This is a genomic window from Robertmurraya mesotrionivorans, assembly GCF_050971805.1.
Classification (GTDB): domain Bacteria; phylum Bacillota; class Bacilli; order Bacillales; family Cytobacillaceae; genus Robertmurraya_A.
The window spans coordinates 328469-351084 of the sequence record NZ_JBPCCH010000004.1 but is presented as its reverse complement, the minus strand read 5'-3'; the positions used below and the strand labels follow the sequence as shown (position 1 = coordinate 351084).

17 protein-coding genes are annotated in these 22616 nt (G+C 34.6%); 1 reads left to right on the top strand and 16 read right to left on the bottom strand.

Annotated elements, in window-relative coordinates:
* Positions 1-65 precede the first annotated feature (65 nt).
* The 16 genes from ACRX5O_RS10090 to ACRX5O_RS10015 form a co-directional block, all read right to left on the bottom strand.
* Positions 66-2693: a sugar-binding domain-containing protein gene (locus ACRX5O_RS10090; RefSeq protein ID WP_433905821.1), complete on the bottom strand. Its 2628-nt coding sequence runs from the start codon at positions 2691-2693 to the stop codon at positions 66-68.
* A 110-nt stretch (positions 2694-2803) separates the two neighbouring features.
* Positions 2804-4195, bottom strand: a complete 1392-nt coding sequence (locus tag ACRX5O_RS10085) for a PTS transporter subunit EIIC (RefSeq protein ID WP_433905820.1) — start codon at positions 4193-4195, stop codon at positions 2804-2806.
* 44 nt (positions 4196-4239) lie between these two features.
* Positions 4240-4881 (bottom strand): histidine phosphatase family protein, encoded by a 642-nt coding sequence (locus tag ACRX5O_RS10080; RefSeq protein WP_433905819.1) that lies wholly within the window; start codon positions 4879-4881, stop codon positions 4240-4242.
* 142 nt (positions 4882-5023) lie between these two features.
* Complete coding sequence (locus tag ACRX5O_RS10075) at positions 5024-5416, bottom strand: C-glycoside deglycosidase beta subunit domain-containing protein (protein ID WP_433905818.1); 393 nt, start codon at positions 5414-5416, stop codon at positions 5024-5026.
* 13 nt (positions 5417-5429) lie between these two features.
* Positions 5430-6422: a sugar phosphate isomerase/epimerase family protein gene (locus ACRX5O_RS10070; protein WP_433905817.1), complete on the bottom strand. Its 993-nt coding sequence runs from the start codon at positions 6420-6422 to the stop codon at positions 5430-5432.
* Positions 6423-6660: 238 nt separating this feature from the next.
* Complete coding sequence (locus tag ACRX5O_RS10065) at positions 6661-7566, bottom strand: sugar phosphate isomerase/epimerase family protein (protein WP_433905816.1); 906 nt, start codon at positions 7564-7566, stop codon at positions 6661-6663.
* A gap of 23 nt (positions 7567-7589) precedes the next feature.
* Entirely contained in the window at positions 7590-8687 is a 1098-nt protein-coding gene (locus ACRX5O_RS10060) for a Gfo/Idh/MocA family protein (RefSeq protein WP_433905815.1), read from the bottom strand.
* A gap of 41 nt (positions 8688-8728) precedes the next feature.
* Positions 8729-9802 (bottom strand): Gfo/Idh/MocA family protein, encoded by a 1074-nt coding sequence (locus ACRX5O_RS10055; protein WP_433905814.1) that lies wholly within the window; start codon positions 9800-9802, stop codon positions 8729-8731.
* A gap of 178 nt (positions 9803-9980) precedes the next feature.
* Positions 9981-12500 carry a GH39 family glycosyl hydrolase gene (locus ACRX5O_RS10050; protein ID WP_433905813.1) on the bottom strand — a complete coding sequence of 840 codons (2520 nt, stop codon included), beginning with the start codon at positions 12498-12500 and terminating at the stop codon, positions 9981-9983.
* Positions 12501-12737: 237 nt separating this feature from the next.
* Positions 12738-13694, bottom strand: coding sequence for a formylglycine-generating enzyme family protein (locus tag ACRX5O_RS10045; protein ID WP_490885382.1), 957 nt, complete (start codon positions 13692-13694; stop codon positions 12738-12740).
* A gap of 13 nt (positions 13695-13707) precedes the next feature.
* Positions 13708-15435 (bottom strand): SulP family inorganic anion transporter, encoded by a 1728-nt coding sequence (locus ACRX5O_RS10040; RefSeq protein WP_433905811.1) that lies wholly within the window; start codon positions 15433-15435, stop codon positions 13708-13710.
* 191 nt (positions 15436-15626) lie between these two features.
* The gene (locus ACRX5O_RS10035; RefSeq protein ID WP_433905810.1) at positions 15627-17489 is read right to left on the bottom strand and encodes a BglG family transcription antiterminator; all 1863 of its coding nucleotides are present in this window, start codon (positions 17487-17489) and stop codon (positions 15627-15629) included.
* A gap of 33 nt (positions 17490-17522) precedes the next feature.
* On the bottom strand, positions 17523-18977 hold the full coding sequence (locus tag ACRX5O_RS10030) for a sulfatase family protein (protein ID WP_433905809.1): 1455 nt from the start codon (positions 18975-18977) through the stop codon (positions 17523-17525).
* A gap of 92 nt (positions 18978-19069) precedes the next feature.
* Positions 19070-19375, bottom strand: coding sequence for a PTS sugar transporter subunit IIB (locus tag ACRX5O_RS10025; RefSeq protein ID WP_433905808.1), 306 nt, complete (start codon positions 19373-19375; stop codon positions 19070-19072).
* Positions 19376-19687, bottom strand: coding sequence for a PTS sugar transporter subunit IIA (locus ACRX5O_RS10020; protein ID WP_433905807.1), 312 nt, complete (start codon positions 19685-19687; stop codon positions 19376-19378). It abuts the gene before it with no gap.
* Positions 19688-19719: 32 nt separating this feature from the next.
* Positions 19720-21090, bottom strand: coding sequence for a PTS sugar transporter subunit IIC (locus tag ACRX5O_RS10015; protein ID WP_433905806.1), 1371 nt, complete (start codon positions 21088-21090; stop codon positions 19720-19722).
* A gap of 203 nt (positions 21091-21293) precedes the next feature.
* Between ACRX5O_RS10015 and ACRX5O_RS10010 the strand changes: the two genes are divergently transcribed.
* The gene (locus tag ACRX5O_RS10010; RefSeq protein WP_433905805.1) at positions 21294-22529 is read left to right on the top strand and encodes an anaerobic sulfatase maturase; all 1236 of its coding nucleotides are present in this window, start codon (positions 21294-21296) and stop codon (positions 22527-22529) included.
* Positions 22530-22616: the final 87 nt, after the last annotated feature.

Sequence of the window (22616 nt, the reverse complement as noted above, 5' to 3'; positions counted from 1 at the left end):
AACCCCTTTTTCTTCTTACACCTATGATTTATCTTATTTATTTTTCTATTACCGCATAGCTATAGCTAATATTTCAAATGAATTTCCCCAAACATCCCAGTAGGCTCAATCACTTCAAACATAGAAATAAACTGTTCTTCTATTTTCTTTACTTCACGGTCTGCAGTGGTTGCCACTTCCACAACGATTTTGTTTTTCCCGTTTTTTAATAACCCTGTGAAGTCAATGCAGTATGGTGGATTGATTCTCTTTCCGATACTGACCCCATTAATCCAAACCTCCATAGCATCATATACGGATTCACATACTATTCGGGCTTGGCCGTTCACATCGACTAAATCGATTTCTTTCTCATAGCGAATAATTCCTGAGAAATTAGGTAACTTTCTTGAAATAGGGACCAATTCTTCCATAGTATCAAATAATTTAAAGTTGGGATATTCAATACTTCTAGCTAATGAGATAGACCAATTATTACTAATATCCATCTGGTTTTTATAATATGAATTTGGTCTCACAGATAAGTTAATTGGGAGTTCTTTATTGGAAGAGACAAAAACCTTGAAATCAAATGGAGGAATGTCTAGCTCTATTTCTAAACGGGATTTATTAACATCGAACGAAACTTCATACCATTCATCTTTTAATGCATTATATTCATAAACATATTTACTTTCAGGAATAGATACGCCACCGGAAAACTCATTGTACTCATCTTCATTATTGAACGTATAGATTTCATAATCCTTTTTACAATAATGCATGGTAACCAATTGAGTAAAGGGAGTTGATAGTTTTATTTCATCCAGATTTTCACTCTTAAGTTTTACTGGTAATTCATCTAAAGATAGTACTAAACAATGATCTAATTTAGAGAAATCTACCTTTTCTTCGTTCCCAATAATCGCTTCTGGAAACGCCTCAACAAAATAAATTTTCCCATGCTTATATTTTTCAATAAACGAAAGTAACTCTTTCGTAATAAATTGGGTATAAGGAACCACTAAGCACTTAAAGTTAATTGAATTTATTGTAAAAGTTTCGTCTTGAATAGCTGCTTGACTTTCAAGCATATCAATACTTACAAAGAGATAATTGATTTGTGATTGAGTAAGTTTTTTAGCAGGTTGTTGCATCTGCATATAATTCCCCGCCCACTCGGCTTCACCATGGTAAAGTATTCCTACCTGTGTGGATGGAACTCCACCGTTAAGCAATCCACTCAAACGGTTCGTATATTTCATCAGATGTGCAAAATGATTATACATTGGATTATTTCCACCTGCGTAGAAATGCGGTGGACAATCATCGTCTGGATATGAACTCATTGAAAAGGCATGAGGGACAAAGTGATTGATTCCCCTTACTAATAAGTGATCAACAATCCATTTCATATCTCGAATGCTTAATTTCCAGCCGTATGCACCAAACATTTCGCACATGGCACGTCCCTTTTTTAGAGGATCCAACACAGCCGCTGATGCACCTAGCTTAGCAAGGCAATAGTGATAGAATTCGCCATCCCCTTTAGAAGAATTTGCTCTTAGAAATTTATCTCCACCAAATAGTATTTGGCCCCCGATTACGTCTATTCCAGACATATGCTGTCCTGTCATTGCACGGAAATAATGCCCTGCACCTGTACCTAAGCGAGCATGCTGATTGTTATCTTCTATAATATGACCAATATATTCAACCTTGTGTTCCTCACACCATTTACCTAACTGTTCTGAAAAATTCTTGGCATATAATGCAGTGACGTGATCCATATAGGTCATTCGGAATGCAATGGTTTGTTTAGACTGTATACTATCTGTCCAAAGGAATGGTAGAAAACGTGGATAGTCATTTCTATTCTCTTTTAATCTATGTTTTAATTCCTCACTCCAAGGTAATGCCATCAGTTTTTTTCCAATAATCTCATCTTTTGCAAACCCTGTTGTGTTACCGAAACCTGGTTCATCTGAGAAAAATCCAGCAAAGGTTTTTCCAAACTCTTCTTTATAATGTTCATAATGTGGTTGATAGACCGCTTCTATTAAGGTTTCGACAGACTCACTATCTATAAGATTAATATATTCAGGGTTACCGCCATTTACACGTGTTAGATAAGTTACAAATACACGCCAATGACCTTTAGGAAACTTATACGTGAAATAATCATCCGTTACTTGAGTTGTTAAATCAATAAAGCTAGATTCATCAATTAAGTCCTTCTCTACTAAAGCATAAGCAACTATGCTAATTAATTGATTTCGGTTTTCCTCGTCTATTTGTTCCTGACTTTTTTTACGATCTCTCCATGACTTGTGTGGCTTACACATGGCCTTAACATCAATCGTTACCTCGTCTTTATATCCCCAAACATCCACTGTGTTGAAATGAATATATTGTTTTTTCCTATCAGGATATTTACGTAGCAACCCATTGGCGTATCCAGTTGGGAAATGGGCATCATCTAAAAGCCATATTTTCATACCTTTCGATTTTGCCGTTTCCATCATAAAATCCATGTCATCGAACCATTCTTTTTCCATAAAATGAGGATGAGTTCTAGATTCTACTACAAACGCCTTTATTCCACATTCCTCTATTTTTTCAATTTCTTTTAAAATAGTTTTTTGGTCTTCACCTTTTATCCATAAGAAAGGCATAATATAGTTATTGTCTTCTTCTATTGTGCTGTTGATCAAAGTCGTCACCTCATATTACTTTGTTATCTTGTCTGGAAAAGAAAAGATGCTTACATTAGAAATATAAGCAAATTTCAGAAGTTAAGCATCTTTTCTATTTGTATCCGAACTTACATTTCTAACTCATTATTAAGCTTACTATTTAAATCCATTTGGTCATTTTTCTTACTGTATCCAAAGAAGTACGACAAAATGAAACTTGCAGCAAATGCTATAAATAATGAAAGAAATCCATATAAATTATTTTGTAGTTCTCCTCCATAGGCGATTACATTAAATATACCTGAAAGTCCAGGGGCATACACTTTTACTTCTAGTATAGCAGCAGTTGCACCAGCTAATCCTGAGCCAATTAATGCACAAATCATAGGTCTTTTTAATGGTAACAACAGTCCAAATATAGCTGGTTCAGAAACGCCTAATAATGCTGTAGTACCTGTTGTATAAGCTAGTGTTCTGGTTTTCTTATTTTTTGTTCTAAGTGCAAACGCAAAAACTGCACCGGCAATTCCTAAAACAGAAGGTATAGCTAAACCTATTAGCGGGTCATATCCCAGTGTAGTCAGATACTGAATATATATAGGAATTAATCCCCATTGTAGCCCAAAAATAATAATTACTTGAAAGATTCCGCCGAAGATAAAGCCAGTAAGAATTGGACTAAAGTTGAAAATTCCATCTAAAGATGATGCCACAATATTTGTTAAGAACGTGATAATTGGCCCTATCACTAATAGAGTAAGTGGATAAACAATGATTAATGTAAAAAATGGAACAAATACCATTCTCAAAATACTAGGAAGCACCTTTTTGAAAAATTTCTCAACCTTTGCAGCAAAGTATGCTGCGAAAATAATTGGCATCACTGATGAAGTGTAACTGACAAGCTTCAATGGAATACCAAAAAATGTATAAGTTTCTCCAGATTTTGTTGCTTCAATTAAACTTGGATAGACAATAGCAGCACCAATAAGTAGTGTGATTAACGGATTTGCTCCAAACCTTTTACCAGCGGTATAACCAATTACGATTGGAAAGAAATAAAATACTGCATCCGATAGAGAGTGTAAAACAACATAGGCACCACTGGTTTCTGAAATAACTTCCAGTGAAGTAAGAATGGTAACAATACCCTTTAATAGTCCACTCGCTGCTAACAATCCAATGATTGGAATGAAAATGGCTACAATAGTCGCAAATAACTCCTCTTTAAAACTACCTTTTTTCTTTTCTGCTTCTTTCCCTTCTGCAGGTAGATTTCCTATTAGAGAAACAAAGTCAGAATGGACTTGATCCACATGATTTCCTATAATAACTTGAAATTCATCACCGTTCTTATTCGTCCCTAGTACCCCTTCTATTTTTTTAATCTCTTCTTCATTAATCTTTGAAAAATCGTTAAACCTTAACCTCAATCGAGTAAAACAATGAGTAGCACTTGTGATATTTTCTTTTCCGCCAACCGATTTCAATAACTCATTTACTAATTTTTTATATTTCATGAATTATTCTCCTCTGTGACCCATATTTTTAAGTTGTATTATGTTTAACTATTAAAGCTGCTAATGGAGTAAATGTCCCTTCTATATTCCAAAACCGTTATACTAGAATTTTTTATATCAGAAATATCAATAGAAGCATCTAACTTGTGAACGATATTTCTAATGGTATTCCCATGTGTTACGATAAGGATATTAGCATCCTTTATTTGGCTATTTGTTTCTACTACATGGTCTAAACCAGTAGATACTCTTTCCCAAAATTCATTGAACGACTCAGCATCATGGTAATTATCTGCTTCTTTCATTAAGTTCATGATCTCAGGCAAGGGGGTATTATAGAAAAATTCCATAACGTTTGTATATCCTTGAGATATTGCAATTTTCCCCCAAGCTTCCCCATTGGGTGACCCTTCGAATCCACCAAAAAAGCTTTCTCTAAATGCTCTCATCTTTATGAGTTTTTTCCCACGTAAACTTTCATTCTTCCTGCTTATTATTTTTGCAGTCTCTATCGTCCTTCCCAAATCACTGCTATACATTGCATCAAAACGGATCGTTTTCAGTTTATCAGCACATTCTTCAGCAACAATTATTCCTTCTTGTGTTAGAGGCGAGTCAGACCAACCTTGCATTTTGTCATATTTATTTAAATACGTTTGTCCGTGGCGTATAAGATAAAGTTTCATTTTCTCTCCTTTCCAATGTCCATAATTATTTGCTAATGTAATCGATTTCATTTAATCCGAAAAATTTTTAACTCTTATTTTTAAAAGGATGCTAGAATACTAATACGTATCTAGCATCAAATTGAAAATATGATAACATTTGTTATTCAAGCTCTAATACCTTTGTATTTGTACCAAAGAAAGGGACTGGAATATATGAAACTCTAACTCCTTGAGTTAATGTAAGTTCATGTGGTCCTTCCGGAAGTCCACCACTTTGTTCAACGAAAATAATCCCTTCTACCCCGTATTCCCACTTATAAGTTGTTACGGTCCACATTTCATCAAGTGTAAAGTAAGTCTCACCGTCTGGAGAAAACTTAATTCTTTCTCTTGGTACTTCTACTCCATCAACCGTTAACTGAATATCTTGGATCATAGACAATGGGATTCCTCGGTAATACGTGATCCTTGTACGTAACTCGTACCCAATAACTTCCCCATTTTTCTTAACATTTTTAAATCCCTTTTCAGATAGGACATAGTTATCAAACATTTCTTTTCACTCCTTACACGATATATTTTTTCAACATGTTTTGATGTTTCCGAACTTGAGTAACAGCATCAATTTCTGTGCCAGGTAACGCAAAGCGTCCACCTTCATATTCACTAGCAATATAACCGCTATAGTTCTTCTCTTTTAGATAATTTATAAACTCATCATAGGGAATGGAATATTCAATCCCTTCTTCTGTCATCTCCCAGAACTTTCCATGAAAATGTTTAATATAAGGAAGATATTGGTCTAAATCAGTAAATGGTTTATTCTCATATCCACCTGCAAAGATTAAATATTCTTGATCAATTTTACTTTTTATCATTGCTTGGACTTCAGCTGGCGCAGTTCCCGGGTGACTAATATGGAACACATCTCGACCCTCAGCAAATTCGTTATCAATGTAATCAGCTAGGTCCTTATTCAATCCTTGGTGAAGAAAGAATTCAGTAGATACTCTTGGATGCTTACGACAGAAAATTCCAGTATCCACTACTAAACCTAAATACGGGGAATTGACTCTAAACATAATATCAGTAAACTTTTTTGTTTCTGGATGATCAAGTCCCATCCCACCATGAATTTCTAATGCCATTACGACGTCCAATTCCTCAGCAAGTGGTAAAGCATCTTCAATAATATCCGTTGGTGTCAACGAAACTAGGCGCACGAGTTTAAAACCTAATCGATTAGCTAGTATAAGCTCGTTTTTTAACAATTGCAGATTCTCTTTTGAAGTTAATATTCGATTTCGATATAACTTTGTATTGATAAAAATATCATTACAAGACGGAAATATATGATATTTTTCGAGTAATCCCTTCCAATGTGCTACATCATGATCTGAAACAAAAGGGGCATTATGGAGCATTTGGTCACTTATTAACTCCACACCTTCAATCCCATTTTGATCTAACTCTTTTAAACAATCTTCTAATGTCATTTTCCCTCTAGCAAACTCATCTTGGTAGCTATACAATGATACCGCCGTTTTAATAGTACTCAATGACTTTTCCTCCTATTCATGTAAGTAAAAGCCTAAATTGTGTACGCTTTCATAGATAGCATAACTTTAATTTAGGTAATAAACCTTATTGTAATTATCCTGATAGGTATAATTTTATAATCTCTTTGTGACAGAATTTTCAGAAATTAAGAAAGGTGTAAATATTTGATGTAAGTTCTTAACCTTTGATAATAATTGAACAAGTATATATCAAAGGTTTGAACTTTGTTCGATCATATTAAGCAAAAAATTGGTTCAAATAGTTCTTACTAATTTTAATAGAATCCTTCTTTGAGGCTAGCGAATCCTCAAAAGATTTATCCTCTACCTCAATCACAGCATATCCCCGATATTGAATATCCGTTAGTGCTGAAACATATTTCCCCCACTCGACATCACCGAGTCCAGGTAGTTTAGGTAATATATATTGTAGTGGTGTTGCCATAATCCCTACGTCATTTAGGCGATCCTTATATACTTTTATATCTTTAAAGTGGATATGGAACATGCGATCTTTAAACTCATAGATTGGTTGAATATAGTCCATTTGTTGCCAAACAAAATGCGAAGGGTCAAAGTTCAATCCAAAGTTTTTATTTGGAATTAACTCAAATGCTTTTCTAAAAATGGCAGGAGTGGTCAATAAATTTTGTCCACCTGGCCATTCATCAAAGGTAAATAACATCGGACAATTTTCTATGGCGATCTTCACTCCAAGTTCTTCTGCAAACTCTACTATAGGTTTCCATATCTCGACCATTCTTAGTAAGTTCTCTTCAACGGTCTTATGCTGATCTCTACCAATAAATGTATTTACTAAATTCACATCTAGCTTTTTGGCTGCTTCAATACATTTTTTTATATGAGCTATATAATAATCACTTTTCTCTTGATCAGCATCAAGTGCATTGGGATAATAAGCAATCGCAGATATTTCAATTCCCTTTGACCCTGTATAACTTTTTATATAATCAACATCTAAGTTATCTACATCAATATGGGTAACTCCAGCATATTTTCTTACTGCTTTTCCTTTTGGCCAAGCACATAACTCTACACAGGAAAAACCATTTTCAGCTGCAAAATCAATTACTTCATCAAATGTACATTCATCAAGAATGGCACTATTAAATCCTAGTTTCATCAAATGATCCTCCTTCCTAGGTTTTATGAAAGCTCAATAACTTTTCCTGTCTCGGCTGATTTATAAATCGCCTCCAAAATCTGTGTTACAACTAACGCTTGCTCTGGCTTAACTACAGGTTCCGTATCATTTAAAATGCAATCAATCCATTGCATGGCTTCTGCATCACGTTGTTCTAACGTAGCACCTGAGAATCCAAATACTCCGCCTGCATCAGATGGTTGGGTTTGTACCAATTGCCCATGTGCAGCTTTATTGAATACAACATATCCTTGGTCCATAAATGCTTTTCCAAACATCTCTGCTCCGCCTTCTGTTCCACAAAGTGTCACTTGCGCCTCTTTTGGGTTGATCATGTTTAATGCCCATGAAGCTTCTAAATAAATCGTTGCCCCATTCTCCATTTTGATAAAACCAAAAGCAGAATCTTCTGTCTCAAAAGTTTCCGGATCCCAAGGTCCAAACATATTTCCTTCTGGCTTATCCTTAAGTTTTTGATAAGTTGATCCGAATACACTTTTTGGTTTGTAGTTATCCATAAACCAAAGTGTTAGGTCAAGTGCATGCGTACCAATATCAATTAATGGGCCTCCACCTTGTTTCTCTTTATCAGGAAATACTCCCCAAGTTGGTACACCGCGACGTCTTACTGCGTGGGCTTTAGCCATGTAAACTTCACCAAGTTCATTATTACGGCAAGCAGAGTAAGTAGCTAAAGAGTCAGCACGGAACCGATTTTGGTAGGCAACCGTAAGTTTTTTACCTGTCCGTTTGGCTGCATCCAGCATCTTTTTTCCTTCTTCATAGTTAATGGCCATTGGCTTTTCACACATCACATGCTTCCCAGCTTCTAGAGAGTCAACAGTGATATAAGAGTGAGAAATATTTGGAGTTAATACATGAATCACATCAATGTTTTTATCCTTTAGTAACTCTTTATAGTCCTCACACACAAATGCATCCTCTGTTCCATATTCTTTGGCAGCCTTTTCCGCTCGATCTAACTCAATATCACAAAAAGCTACCAATTCTACCTTATCTTTTAATTTTGATAATGCTGGAAGGTGTTTTTGATTGGCAATTCCACCACAACCGATAATACCGATTTTTAATTTACTCATTACAATTTCCTCCTTTATTTTGAGATCTTAATTTATAATATTTAAACATTGATTCCGCTTACATTCGTCTCGAATAAAACTACCTGGTTCGTCTCATCAGACAAAAATGCCGCCTCAATCACTTTCATTACACGTAGTACTTCCTCATTCTTTACAAGAATTTCTTCTCTTCCTTCAGTCACATCTATAAAATTATGATAAAATTCTCTTACATCTGCACTTAAACGAGGGATTGGGCTACTAGTAACAGTATCTGAGTCTCGTGGAGCCATTGTTTTCGTTAATCCTGCACCCGCTTCAATTGGAGTAGCATCTTTATCATTAATTTTTTTCAAAGTCATAACTTGACCATTCATTTCCCAATCCTCAATAATCGCTGTTCCTGTTGTACCACACATATACCATTTAGGTAGGGTAATATAATTACATGTCCCAACCTCTACGACTGCCGTCTTACCACTTTCGAAATTTACCGTAAGTCTAAATCCATCGTCTACATCATTCCCTAGAACATAACTCATTTTACAGTGCAAGCTAGTAATCTTTTCTTTTATCATGACTAGTAGTCGATCAATTAAATGAACTCCCCAATCTAGCATCATTCCTCCACCAAACTCTTTCTGGTGGCGCCAATCGCCAGGTATTCCTCGTGAACCCTGTACACGTGTTTCTAAATGGAATACGTCTCCCAAAACACCTTCATTATATAATTGTTTCATCACTAGATAGTCTTCGTCCCAACGTCTATTTTGGTGAACAACGAATACCTTATTGCACACTTCAGCAACCTTTAATATCTCTTCAAGTTCTTTACTATTTAGAGTGACTGGCTTTTCACAAATCACATGTTTTCCAGCCTCTAACGCTGCAATGGCAATCTCTTTATGGCTATCATTTGGTGTAGCAATTAGAACCGTGTCTACTTTTCTATCATTAATAAGATCCTCAAAACTAGCGTATACTTTAAAGTTATTCTCTACTGCATATTGTTGTCTATTTTCCAAAACATCATAAATACCAGCAATCTCTACTCGTTCTATTCCGCTTAAGATTTTTCCATGTTGGCTTCCCATACCACCGAAACCAACGATCGCAATGACATGTTTTTCTGACATATCGCATGAACACCTTTCTTTTAGTTTTACGTTATATGGTTATTTTACTGTCGCTGAAGCGAAACTTCTGCCATTCTCTTAATCAACTAAGCCAATATTCTTTATGTATTTTTATTAATAAAAATGAAAGACAAAAAAAGGTTAAAAATCAACTAGTGATTCTTAACCTTTCTATTTTTCAATCATATAATAAGTTGATATCAAAAAGCCTTACCTCATGTGGTTCAAGCTGAGCCTTCAATACAATTGACTGGTTTTCAACAACGGCATGCTCTACTTTCATATGTGGAACACAAATTTGTCTAAGATATTTAACCTCATCAGGCTTTATATCATCGACCGCACCAAATTTTAGCCACTCGTCGAGGACACTTCCATTTGCTCGATTTAGTTTTATCTCTTTTATACGGTATTTTCCGTTCCTTATTCCTTGTACTTCTAATGAACAATCAATATACTCTGTATTTTCAAAGATGTCATATTGTTCATTTATCCCCGTACTTCCTTCAGGATTTAAATAATAAGAGTACTTAAAATGCTTGTAGTTGAAGCACAGTATCTGATATCTCTCTCCTGTTTTCTTTGTGACAATATAATTGTCACCCTTTGCAACTACAGATTCTCCTAGTTGTTTTAACAACGTAAAAGCATGATAACTTGGCTTTTGAATGCCATTTTTAGTGACTAATCCGGCACCACCATATAAAAAGCTTTTTGAATCTCTAAAATCGCTAAAAATATCGGAAGACAACCAATAACCAATCATATTTACTTTATTTTCATTAAGGTTTTCAATTAGATTTTTTATTATATAAGCTGCTTTATAAGAACTATCGTTTAAAAAGTTACGATTGGAAATAGAGATATTCCACTCTGTAACGTTAAGTTCCAGATCCTCCAAACCTATTTTCTTTAAGGATTTTCTAATTTGAGTTAGCTTATTTTTTACAAAATCAGGATTGCCTGAGTGGAGGTTTTTTATTGGTATTTGTTTTTTATTGCTATATACTTCTATTGGAAATAAATAAACCGATAGGAAATCAGGTTGGAATTTTTGTTGCTTCCATTGATGAAGGAGCAAATCAAGCTTATCCCCCTCAATATCCATACTTAATCCACAGCCACCTACTTTTACTGAAGGAACAATTTCATTAACAGTCCTCTTAAATCCATTAAATATTCTAAAGTACTCCTCAAACTGATCCTGATTCGTATCTTTTGTCTTCCTTACATTCTCAGCCAAGTCTTTATCATTGTCTAAGTCTAGAATAAGTAAATCCGGATGTCTCCAGATTTCAAAATACCATGTCTCCACTTCTTCAATTCCATAACGTTCCACACATTGTAATAAGAATGATCTTGTTAGATTTCTCCATTCCTTCGATGACTTTTTACTGATCGCCTGAATAACTACCTTTTCTTCGATTGTCTTAGATAACACTTTCGGTTTCGGACCAATTTCAATAAAGGGTTTTAATTTGTTTTGAATTAAGAAATCTAATAATTTATTTGTATTTGTAAAATTGTAAGTAATTTTTCCGCCAGAACGATCTTCTACTAACATATCGTCACCAAACAAACCCCAAAACCTTGCATAAGTGAATCCAATTTCGTTTTGGAGCTGTTTAATTTGCTCTTGCATATCCGAAATTAATAAATCCTTGGCATAGCCAACATTGATTAATTTATTCCAATTCTTAGTAATGGGAGATGTATTCTCTATCTCTACCTTAATCTTCTTCTGTTCGGACAAAGTTGAACTGAACAGCTCAGTCTCAACTGGAGTTTTTCTTGTTGTTTCTGTAAGATAGTTCTTCAATTCTATCCAAGCTTCAGAGGACTCCTGATCATTTTCTTCAATTGAAATTCCCTCTTTTTTATCGACCTGCATTTGTTTCCTATAATCAACCGGTTTTATATGATACTGTTCATGAAAAACTCTATTAAATGCAGCTAGATTAGGAAATCCATTATCTAATGCCACTCGAGTTATTAATTTATCGGTATTTGATAATTCATTAACCGCATGTGCTAATCTTACTTCATTTACATATTGTGAAAAGGTTTTACCTGTTTGTTTTTTAAAGAACTTCGACAAATAAGGGCTCGAGAGAAAATACAAACCTGCTACATCATCAAGTGATAAAGGTTCCCGGAAATTACTTTGGATGTAATCTTTAATATCGGCGAGTCTCTCATCATGTCCCTTTAAGGTGACATGATGATCCAATGTTTGATGATGATTTTTCTTCATCAGCTTTGCTATAAGTAACGAGCTTAATTTGTATGCCTTTTCAAGAAACTCCATTGGGGACCCAGGATCTTGCTTCATATATATAGTTAAGAGCTCTTCTATAGCAATCTTCATTTCATGGTTGACGGAATTTTGTTTAGAGGAATTTCGAGAAAAAGACAAGTTTCTTTGAAATAATAATGAGGTTAGTTCATCATAATTAAAATGAATAATAACAAACAAATTATCCTGGTTAGATTGAAAGGAATGAAATTCATTAGAATTGATCAAAATGATTTCGGATGTAGATAAGTGGTAATCCTCTCCACTGATTTTCACCTGGAGATCACCCTTTATGACATAGATTAATTCAATATCACGATGAGCATGTTCTAAGCTAGATTTATGATTGATTACTGATAATTTTACGATATTAGAACTACTTGATGTTTGGAAAGTATTCATCTCATCCCTCCTTCAAACAAAACTACTTTGGAACTACTAACCATTAATATAGCATACAAATTAAGTTGACCGTAATTCATATTTCTATTTTACTACTCACAATAAAGGTTATATCCTTCCTTAATATCTTTCATTGGAACATCTAGATTAAAGAATATGACTTTATGCCTTCAATTAAAAACTTGATATAAAAAAGAGTCCTTGCAATCATTACAAGGACTTTTTAGAAACCGATACTTAATAAACATCAACCGCACATCTAAATCCTATATTACCGGTAGAACTATCCGGTGTATTTTGTGTTCTGGCTGCTACACGATAACGATTACAATATGATTTATGACATAGATAGGATCCGCCTTTCATCACTTTTGAGATTCCTTTTGCTGGACCAACAGGATTATCTGTGTTTTGATGAATTGGTGAGAACCAATCCGAACACCATTCCCAAACATTCCCAACTATATTGTACAAACCGAATCCATTGGAAGGAAATGAGTCTACAGGTGCAGTAGATAGATATCCATCGTCCAATGTATTTTGTAAAGGGAAATTCCCCTGCCAAATATTACATTGATGCTTTCCGTTGATTAACAATTCATCTCCCCAAGGATATTTTTTTCCTACTAGTTCCCCACGAGCTGCATACTCCCATTCTGCTTCAGTCGGTAGGCGTTTACCAGACCAGGCACAATAAGCCATTGCATCATTCCAAGAAACATGAATAACAGGATGATTCATTCTTCCATCTATTGTAGAATCTGGTCCTTCTGGATTCTTCCAACAAGCTCCATCAACTACAAGCCACCATGGAGTCCGACTAACACTATTTTTAACAGTTTGCTTTACATCTTCTGAAACCAATAAGTGAAACACAAATGACCAACCAAACCTCTCTGCCTCAGTAACATATTGGGTGTCTTCCACAAATTCAAGAAATTGTTTGTTGGTAACAGCATATCGGTCAATAGCAAAAGTATTAATGGTTACTTTTCTAACCGGACCTTCCCCATCAGCTGGAAAGCCTTCTTTATCGTTTGTACCCATTAAAAATTCTCCACCGGGTAGCACTACTAAGTTATCTTTATGTTTACGAGTATTACTCGCTGTCTTAGGAATTCTTATACTCTCAAAATCTACAGAAATTGGCACATTTTTTCTATTTACACTACAGCATGATTTAGCGTTCATTATATACCCTCCATTTTTAAATCATATAGATAAAAGGGGTTTCTGTTTCACTCTTGCTATGGGATGTTGAAGGGATTATAATTTTCTTTTCTTCAAGTAGTTTCTCTATTGATACGTATCCTATTTCCTTCTTATATTTAGTATTCCAACCAGCTCTATAAACAGTATCTCTCACAGGACCTTTCATTCCCACAAAATACAATTCTATATTATTTTGTTGTTTTAATTGTTCTTTAAACTCTTCTAGGGTTTTGCAGGAAGTTGAATCCATATCATTAACACCTGAGAAGTCCATGATTACCATATTTACTTTCGGCTTTGAATATAATAGATCTCCAACTTTCTCCTCAAGGTAAAAAATATTAGCAAAATGAAGCGATGAATCTATTCTCACAAATATTACATCATCAAGTGTTTTAGCTTCAGGGAACCTTTTTATATCTCGAAACTTCTTTTCCTTTTCTAGATATCCCAGTTCTATAATAGTTGATTTAAACATTCTACTAAGTAGTAGGAAGAAGCTAAAAATCGCGCCAATTAATATTCCCCACTGAATTCCAATGACTAATGTTGACAGAAACGTAACTAACCAACTCCAGCCATCAATAGGTTTAATTTTTATTAGATTTTTAAATTGGCTTAAATCTATCAGTTTATAAACCGCAACAATAATGATCGAAGCTAACACGGCGTTAGGCAAGTAATAGAAGTAGGAAGTAAAAAATAGAAGTGTAATTAAAATAAGAATTCCAGTAAACACAGACACCATTTGAGTGGCTCCCCCACTTTGGTGATTTACAGCACTTCTTGAAAAACTCCCGTTTATTGGTAATATTTGAAAAAAAGAACCGAAGACATTCGCTAACCCTAGAGCTTTTAACTCACGATTAGGGTTTATTTTATATTTTTCTTTGTCAGCAATTGATTTGCCAATTGCAAGAGATTCCATAAATCCAAGTAATGCGATAGTTAGTGCAGGTAATATGATTTGTTTAACTCCACCTATCGTAATGGTAGGAAAAACAAGAGATGGAAACCCACTCGGAACCATACCAACAATCTTTACCCCCACTTTATTTAAATCAAGAGTAGAAACCATCACAATGGAAACGAGAATTAGTAAAAGTGCAGTAGGAATTCGTGGACTTATCTTCTTCATAATCACTAAAATAGTAATACTACACACACCAATTAATAAAGTAGTTGAGTGTAAACCACCGATTCCCTTTAACACATCATGGATTAAAAGATGAACTTGAAAGTAATTCCCTAAATCAATCCCTATTAGATGTTTTAATTGACTTAAGGCAATAATAATTGCAGCTGCTGAGGTATACCCGCCTAATACAGAGGGAGAAATAAACCTCACAATAAAGCCTAGTTTAAAAACCCCAAATAAAAACTGAAATAAACCAACCATCAATGCTAATAAAATAACTAACGTGACGTATTCAAATGTTCCTGGTTGCCCCACTGCTGAGATTCCGGAAAACACTAATAATGAAGTAATTGCTGTTGGACCAACTGATAGATGTCTAGAAGAAGCAAAAAGTGCATAAATGAGCAAGGGGAGAGTTGATGCATATAAACCCATAACAGGTGGTAACCCTGCCAACATGGCATAAGCCATACCTTGGGGAACAAGCATGACAAAAAGTGTAATCCCTGCAATAAGGTCTTTTGTCAATAAATGACGGCTGTATAACTCCTTCGTATTTAGTAGGTTAACCTTTTTTATTATCATATACATCTTTCCTTCTAGTTCAATTTCGTTTCTGAAAAATTACTACCAGGGATACCTATTTAAAGAAAACAACTCCCTTCATGTAGAGAGTTGTTATACTATATTCTAATTATAATAAAATTCTTGATCTAATTAGACTATATTATTTTTCCATTTGACTCTATATCTTCTTTATACCAGTCAAATCTTATTCAGATATATAGCCCATTTATTAGTGTATCTTTGAATTCTTCAAAATCTGTTACATCACTTAGTTTTCTAATTAAATCTGGATTATGAACCAAGTTTTGTATAAATAAAAGCAGATCTCTTGCCTCATTACTCTTAGCTTGAGCAATTGTAAAAATAATGCGAACGGGGAGACCATCCCAATCAATAGGTTTTTTCATTATCCCTACGCCAACCTTCGTTATCTTAGAACAAAGCTCTATTGGGTGGACTAAGGCAATCAGATTCCCAAAGCATGTACTTGCTAATTCTTCCCGTTTTAAACAAAGTTCCTCAAAATTACTTGGCGTGATTCCTGTTTTACCTACTAACTGACACATCTCTGAAATGGCCTCTTTTTGTGTAAGAGCTGTTGAGTCTAAATTAGAACAAAATAAGTCTTTTGAAAAATACTTATTTATAACCATCTCAGTATCTTTTTTTACTTGGTACTTTATTAGCTTTTTTTCGTCACTCTTAGAAAAGAGCGGGCTTATTATTTCAACAGGAATGGATTCTACTTCCACAGGAACGGTTGAAAAGATAATATCTGGATCAAACGTAATTACTTCTTCCTTATTAAACAATGAAAAAGTAACCACGTTATTGGCTTTTGGAAATGATTGTTCAATCTTATATTTAAGTAGCTGAGCTGTCCCTTTTCCAGTAGTGCAGATAATCGCAATCCGATTGTACTTTTGCTTTACATCTTGAACATTACGCTCTAGGGCCAAACATATATGCATAGTTAAATAGGCAATATCGTCATCTACTAATTGTTTTTTGTAAATTAGACTAATTTCTTCAGCTAATATCACAGCAAGATTAAATGCAAAGGTAAACTGTTGTTTAATATCATCTAAAATTGGGTTTTTTAAATGAACATCCTTCTTTAATCGTAGAACAAGAGGACGTAAATGGAGCATTAATCCATCCCTTAGACTTTGATCATTCCACAAAGAAATATCATATACATGTTCAATTTTCTGTAAGAAACCATCAATAATCACGTTGATTTTAGGATCTTCTGGAGTTTCTTCTAAATTGGCACTTATTTGCCCCATAACGAATGAAAATAGATACATTACTTCATCTTTTGAGAAGGTAATATCTAAATTACTTTCTATCTTTGCTAAGATCGAACGAGTTAATCTATAGTCCAAGGTATCTTGCATTTCAATATCTGGGTGCAGGCAAATGTCTTTTCCCTTTTTAATTCTATTAATCATAATTCCTATATAAAAGACGATATTCTTCAAAATGACATCTGAAACAATGACTTCTTCTTTCCTAATTTCATCTATTACAATTGACTCAACGGCATCTATAATGAATTGCCCAATATAACGTTCTTCATTTAAATGGGCAGCAATCACCATTCGTTTCCCTAGTTCATCACCTTCGAGCTTCATCCCATAATGTGGTTTTGTTACTATTTTTAAACCGAACGAGTCAAAGATAGGCTTTATATCAGTTAATAATTTGTTAATCTTGCTCTTACTAACAAAGAATCCTTTACACATGTCATCAATAGTAAAATACTCATCATTATCAATAAATTCTTGAAGAACTAGCTCCTGTATATTTTGTTCAGAAAAGGAATATTGTGATACTTCAATTAGATCTTGAATGGCAACAATATCGTTTGCACGCAAAATATAACCTTGCCCTCTTTTTAAAAGTATCACAGCATCATAATCTTTAAGAACACTATTTATGTTGGAAATCATGCTTCGAATGGTTTTATCACTTAAACCTAATTCAAATAATATATTTTTCAAGGGGATATGTTCGTTACTTTTAAACAAGTAACTCAGCAATTTTATTTCATTTTTAGATAGATTCATTTACTCATCACCCTTTTAATTTCAGAAAAACCTTTAAAACCTCTTATCATTTCGATGCGGAACCATATCCCCTGTTTCAAAGAAGTGTTTTAACATACGCTCTTTAAAGCTTTGTATAATAGGAGTATACTCGTCATCATTGATGCGATTATTTCTTTCCATAGGATCTTCTGTTAATACATAAAATTCATCTTGTTCATATAATCGGTAGACATATTTATAGTTTTCATCTCTTATCATCATCGCTTTAGTATGCTGTGGCATTTGAGTTTGCTCTACTGTTCTAGCCCAGTATTCATTTGCTGGAGTGTGTCCTGCATCCATACAGTGATCCTCACCATCAAGTCTTCCACCTTCTGCAAAAACAACATCTCTATGGACATCTTTACCTTCAATTACATTCTTTAACGATTTTCCAAAGTGAGTATACTTTGGAGTAATCTGTAGAACATCGAGTATCGTCGCCTGGATATCGATTAACTCTACCATCGCGTTTGTTACACGTGGTTTTACTTCCATTCCTTTTGCTGGCTTTATTACTAAAGGCACATTCGTTAAGCAATCTTCAAATGTATTTTGATTTTTTTCTGCCATTTCGTAATCACCAGTATAGTCCCCATGATCACTAAAGAAGATAAATAGAGTATCATCATATAAATTCTTCTCTTTTAATTTATCTACTAATCCACCAACATAACTATCTAGTTGTGTTCCCATAGCATAATATACATGCTTCATTTCTTTTAATTGTGCATCAGTCCAATTATACAATTTTTGATTTTCACGTATTCCTCGAATAATACTAGGTTTTAATTCCCATTCTTCCACTGTTAGCCGGACCGGTTCAGGTATTTTATTTCCATCTATTTGATCAAAGAATTCTCTACCGACTTGATAAGGTGGATGAGGCAAAGATAATGCCAAATACACACAGAAAGGCTCTTCTCCATATAGCTCTTTATCTAGAAATTGTATAGCATCTTCAATTTGTTCCTTATCTGGATTGCTCTCCTTTTCAACGATTCCTCGGTAATGAGAGTAATCATACTCTTCTTCAATATCAACAGCTGTTGGGTTAGTTGCTTGTTTTTCCTTTAATTGACGCATTTTCTTAAACATCTCTAAAAATTTATCATCTCTAGTTGAACAGTAATTCGTCACATCTACATCTGCCCTAAGAACATCGTTTCGGCCGCCCCAATACACATGGTACCCATTTTCCTTTAAGGTTCTTAAAATATTGGGATCCTCTTCCCCCATTAAGTGATGCATCGTTCGAAAACCCTTCGTATGTGGGTACCATCCTGACAAAAAGGAACTACGACTTGGTACACAAACCGGGTTCTGGCAATAAGCATTCGAAAAGGCTACTCCCTCTTCAGCTAATTCATCTATATTTGGAGTGACCGTCGCAGTGTTACCGGTATAACTGATAGAATCTGCTCTCCATTGATCAGCAACAACAAATACAATATTAGGTTTTTTCATATTTTTTTAACGAGCAAAAACAGATATAAAAGTCTAATAGAATTTTATATCTGTTTTGCACGTCAAACCTCCTTTATATAATAGTTTAATATTTACGCATTTACTAATTGAACTGCTTTATTAAGAACCTTTGCACCATTCGCCAGAGCGTAGTCCCTACTATCGATGACATCACACGGCTTCCCATGTTCATCAGCTATTTTCTTTACTGCGCGAAGTTTATGGCGAATTTGAGGTCCAAGTAAGACAACATCAAAATCATTAATTAAATCAGCTAACTTATCAACAGAATGAGCTTCTACAGTCCAGTCACTTCTTTCAGGACCAAAAGAGTCTCTGATACTCTTTTCAATAATACTTGTTGAGATTCCACCAGCACATACTAATAATATTTTCATTTATAATACCTCCACAAATTTTTCTACTAAGTCACGAATCGTAATCGTTGTCATTAAATGATCCTGTGCGTGTACCAATAACACGGTCATCTTTACATCATCACCTTTTGCTTCTAATGTAAGCAAAGAGGTTTGACTTCGGTGCGCTTCTGTTAACTCTTTTTGAGCTAATCCAAATAACTCACTAATTTTCTCCTCATTTTTAGGCTTTAGATACTCCATTGACTCTAACAAATAACCACGAGCGTTCCCGCTTGCTAATATAATATCTAAACAAATCTTCTCTAAGTTCACATCTGTTGAATTCGTCATAAAATAAACCTTCTTTCATCTATTTGTTACAATTATTTTGCTGCTATAAGGTTTTCTTGTTTAGCTTTCATCTGTGCTCGTTCAGCCTCTTCTTCAGCCTTCTCTTCTTCAATCATCTTCTTTTCAAAGCGTTTATAGAATGGATAGTATACTGCTAAATCAACAGCGATTGTAAATAAAGCTACCAGTCCTGCCATTAAAGATGCAGATGCAGCCATTGCAATTAAAATAACTGGTGTTTGTGATGGAACATTTAGAATTGGAGGGTTAAACAAATGTAACCAATCTATTGCTGCATAAACAATTACGGTGTTTACAACAGGAACTGCTAAGAACGGAACAAATAAATACGTATTATATGGAATTGGGGACCCAAACATGGTAGGTTCACTAATATTAAAGATGGCGGGTACGATACCCACTTTTCCTACTTGTTTTAAGCCCTTAGATTTACTAAAGAAGTTTAGGACGGCTAGTGCAAAGACACCAGCTCCACCAATCATGATAAATCCAAACATAACTGGAGTGGTAAAGATTTTGTCGTAAGGAAGACCGTTAGAGTAATTGTTAAGGTTTACCGCAATATTTTGAAGTTCAATTGGTAAAATGATTGGCATAACAATACTTCCGCCATGGATGCCCATAAACCAAAATAAATTAATAAGTAACATAAAGAACCCAACTAAGAAAACGTTATCAAAATTATTTACTAAAGGGCCAAATACAGTCGTAATTAATGCAGGAAGCTTTAAGTTAAATAACCCCATAAGTACAGCATCAATAATAACAAATGCTGTTACACATGCTATCCCAGGTAAAATCGAATCAAATGCGGTTTTAACAAATGGAGGAACAGAATCTGGGAACTTAAATCCAATATTCTTTTCATGAAAGAATCTAATAATTTCTACACATAAAACTGATATGATCATTCCTGTAAAGATGCTAATTGCACCAAATGCAGACATATTTACTGTTAGGGTCGGAACATCGTTAATTAAGATACTTGAAGGCTGACCGACAATTAGAAAAAAGACCATCATGCTTATGGTAATCGCACCAGCTTCATTCAACTTGTAGTATTTTGCTAGATTATAGGTTAGTCCTAAGGTAAACGCAATCCCAATGATTCCAGTGGAAATGTCATTAATTCCTCTTAACCATAAATTATTGTCTCCCCACTTTGCCCAAGCTTGTAACCATCCAGCAACAAAGTTACTAGACTCTAAAACAGATTGAGGAATTGGAGGTTTTCCAATAATTACAGCAAGTGCACCAACAATCGTGAGTGTAAGCGTTGCTAATGTAGCTGTCATAATAGACTTTAAATAGCGGTTATTTGATGCCCAATCCGCTACAGGAGCCATAAACCTTTCTACTAATTCCATGATCTTATCAAACAACTTGTTTTCCCCCTTTAGTGAATAATTTTATCTCTTATACCTATTATTATAGATTTGTGATATTTTCTTTCAATTCACTCTTTTTCCACTTCAAAGAGAAAAAATTGAAATGAAAGTGTTTTCATACCAATGTGATTTTCATCATATCCATTGAGATGAAATTCTCCGTAAAATAGTTTTATCACATTTAGGAAGTGAGCAAAATGACAGTAGTATCTTTAACAAATTCATTATCAGGAGTCATGTGGAAAACGGTCTCGGAAGCTTGTAATCTAGCCTGTGATTACTGCTATTACAGTCGATGCAATGGGAAACCAGAAAATATTCAAACAATTGAAAATGATGTTCTTGAAAAATTTATCAAAGACTATATGGCAATAAAGAGAGGAGTAGTCCCCTTTGCTTGGCAAGGTGGTGAACCATTATTAGCAGGTCTTGATTTTTTCAAAAAAGTTGTTCATCTACAAGCAAAATATGCCCCTAAAAATACTATCATTAGCAACTCTATTCAAACGAATGGAACATTAATCAATGAAGAATGGGCTGCTTTTTTTAGAAAGTATAAATTTCTTGTGGGGGTAAGTTTAGATGGACCTGAGGGCATTAACGATGCTAGACGAAAAACTGGTTCAGGAAAAGGCAGTTTTCGCTCTATAATGAATGGAATTGAATTTTCACGTAAGGCTGGAGTAGATTTTAATATTCTTACTGTATTACATGAAAATAATATTAACCATCCAAAAGAATTAATGAACTTTTATAAGGAAAATGGATTTACTTACGTCCAATTTATCCCCTGCATGGATTTCCAGGCTCAAGATATCTCCCAAGCTGGTGCGTTTTTAATAACCCCTAAAGAGTATGGAGATTTCCTGTGTGAAGTATTTGATATTTGGTATAACGATGGAAATCCAGAAATGTCTATTCGCTTTTTTGACAATATGCTAGCTGTTTACCTGCATCAGCAGCCTCAAATTTGCACAAACCAAAAAACTTGTCCTACTACTCTTGTATTCGAACAAAATGGGGATGCTTACCCATGTGATTTCTTTATTGATCCACAATTCAAGTTAGGTAATATCGGTACAGACTCTATGGAAACTATCCTCCATAACGAGAAAATGGACAGGTTCTTATCGATGAAGCCTTCCCTTCCAGACTCTTGTGTATCATGCGAGTTTCTCCAACTCTGTCATGGTGGGTGCCCACGGAATCGAATGAATGAAAATGAACTATATGAAGTCGATTATTTTTGTAGTAGCTTTAAGCAAGTGTATCGATATACACATGTTCGAATGCAAGAAATTGCTTCTAATATTAAAAGGGTTCGTATGAATGAATTAAAGGCTAGGGGTTATCAGTTTCCAGAACGAAATGAACTTTGCTTGTGTGGGAGTGGGAAGAAGTTTAAGAAGTGTTGTGAGCTTTTATTAGCTTAGTTTAAAATTCGCACAACCACCCTATTAAATCAAACTTCATAGTTTTTGACCGAACGTATTCTATCAATTGTTGAACAGATGTTCCTC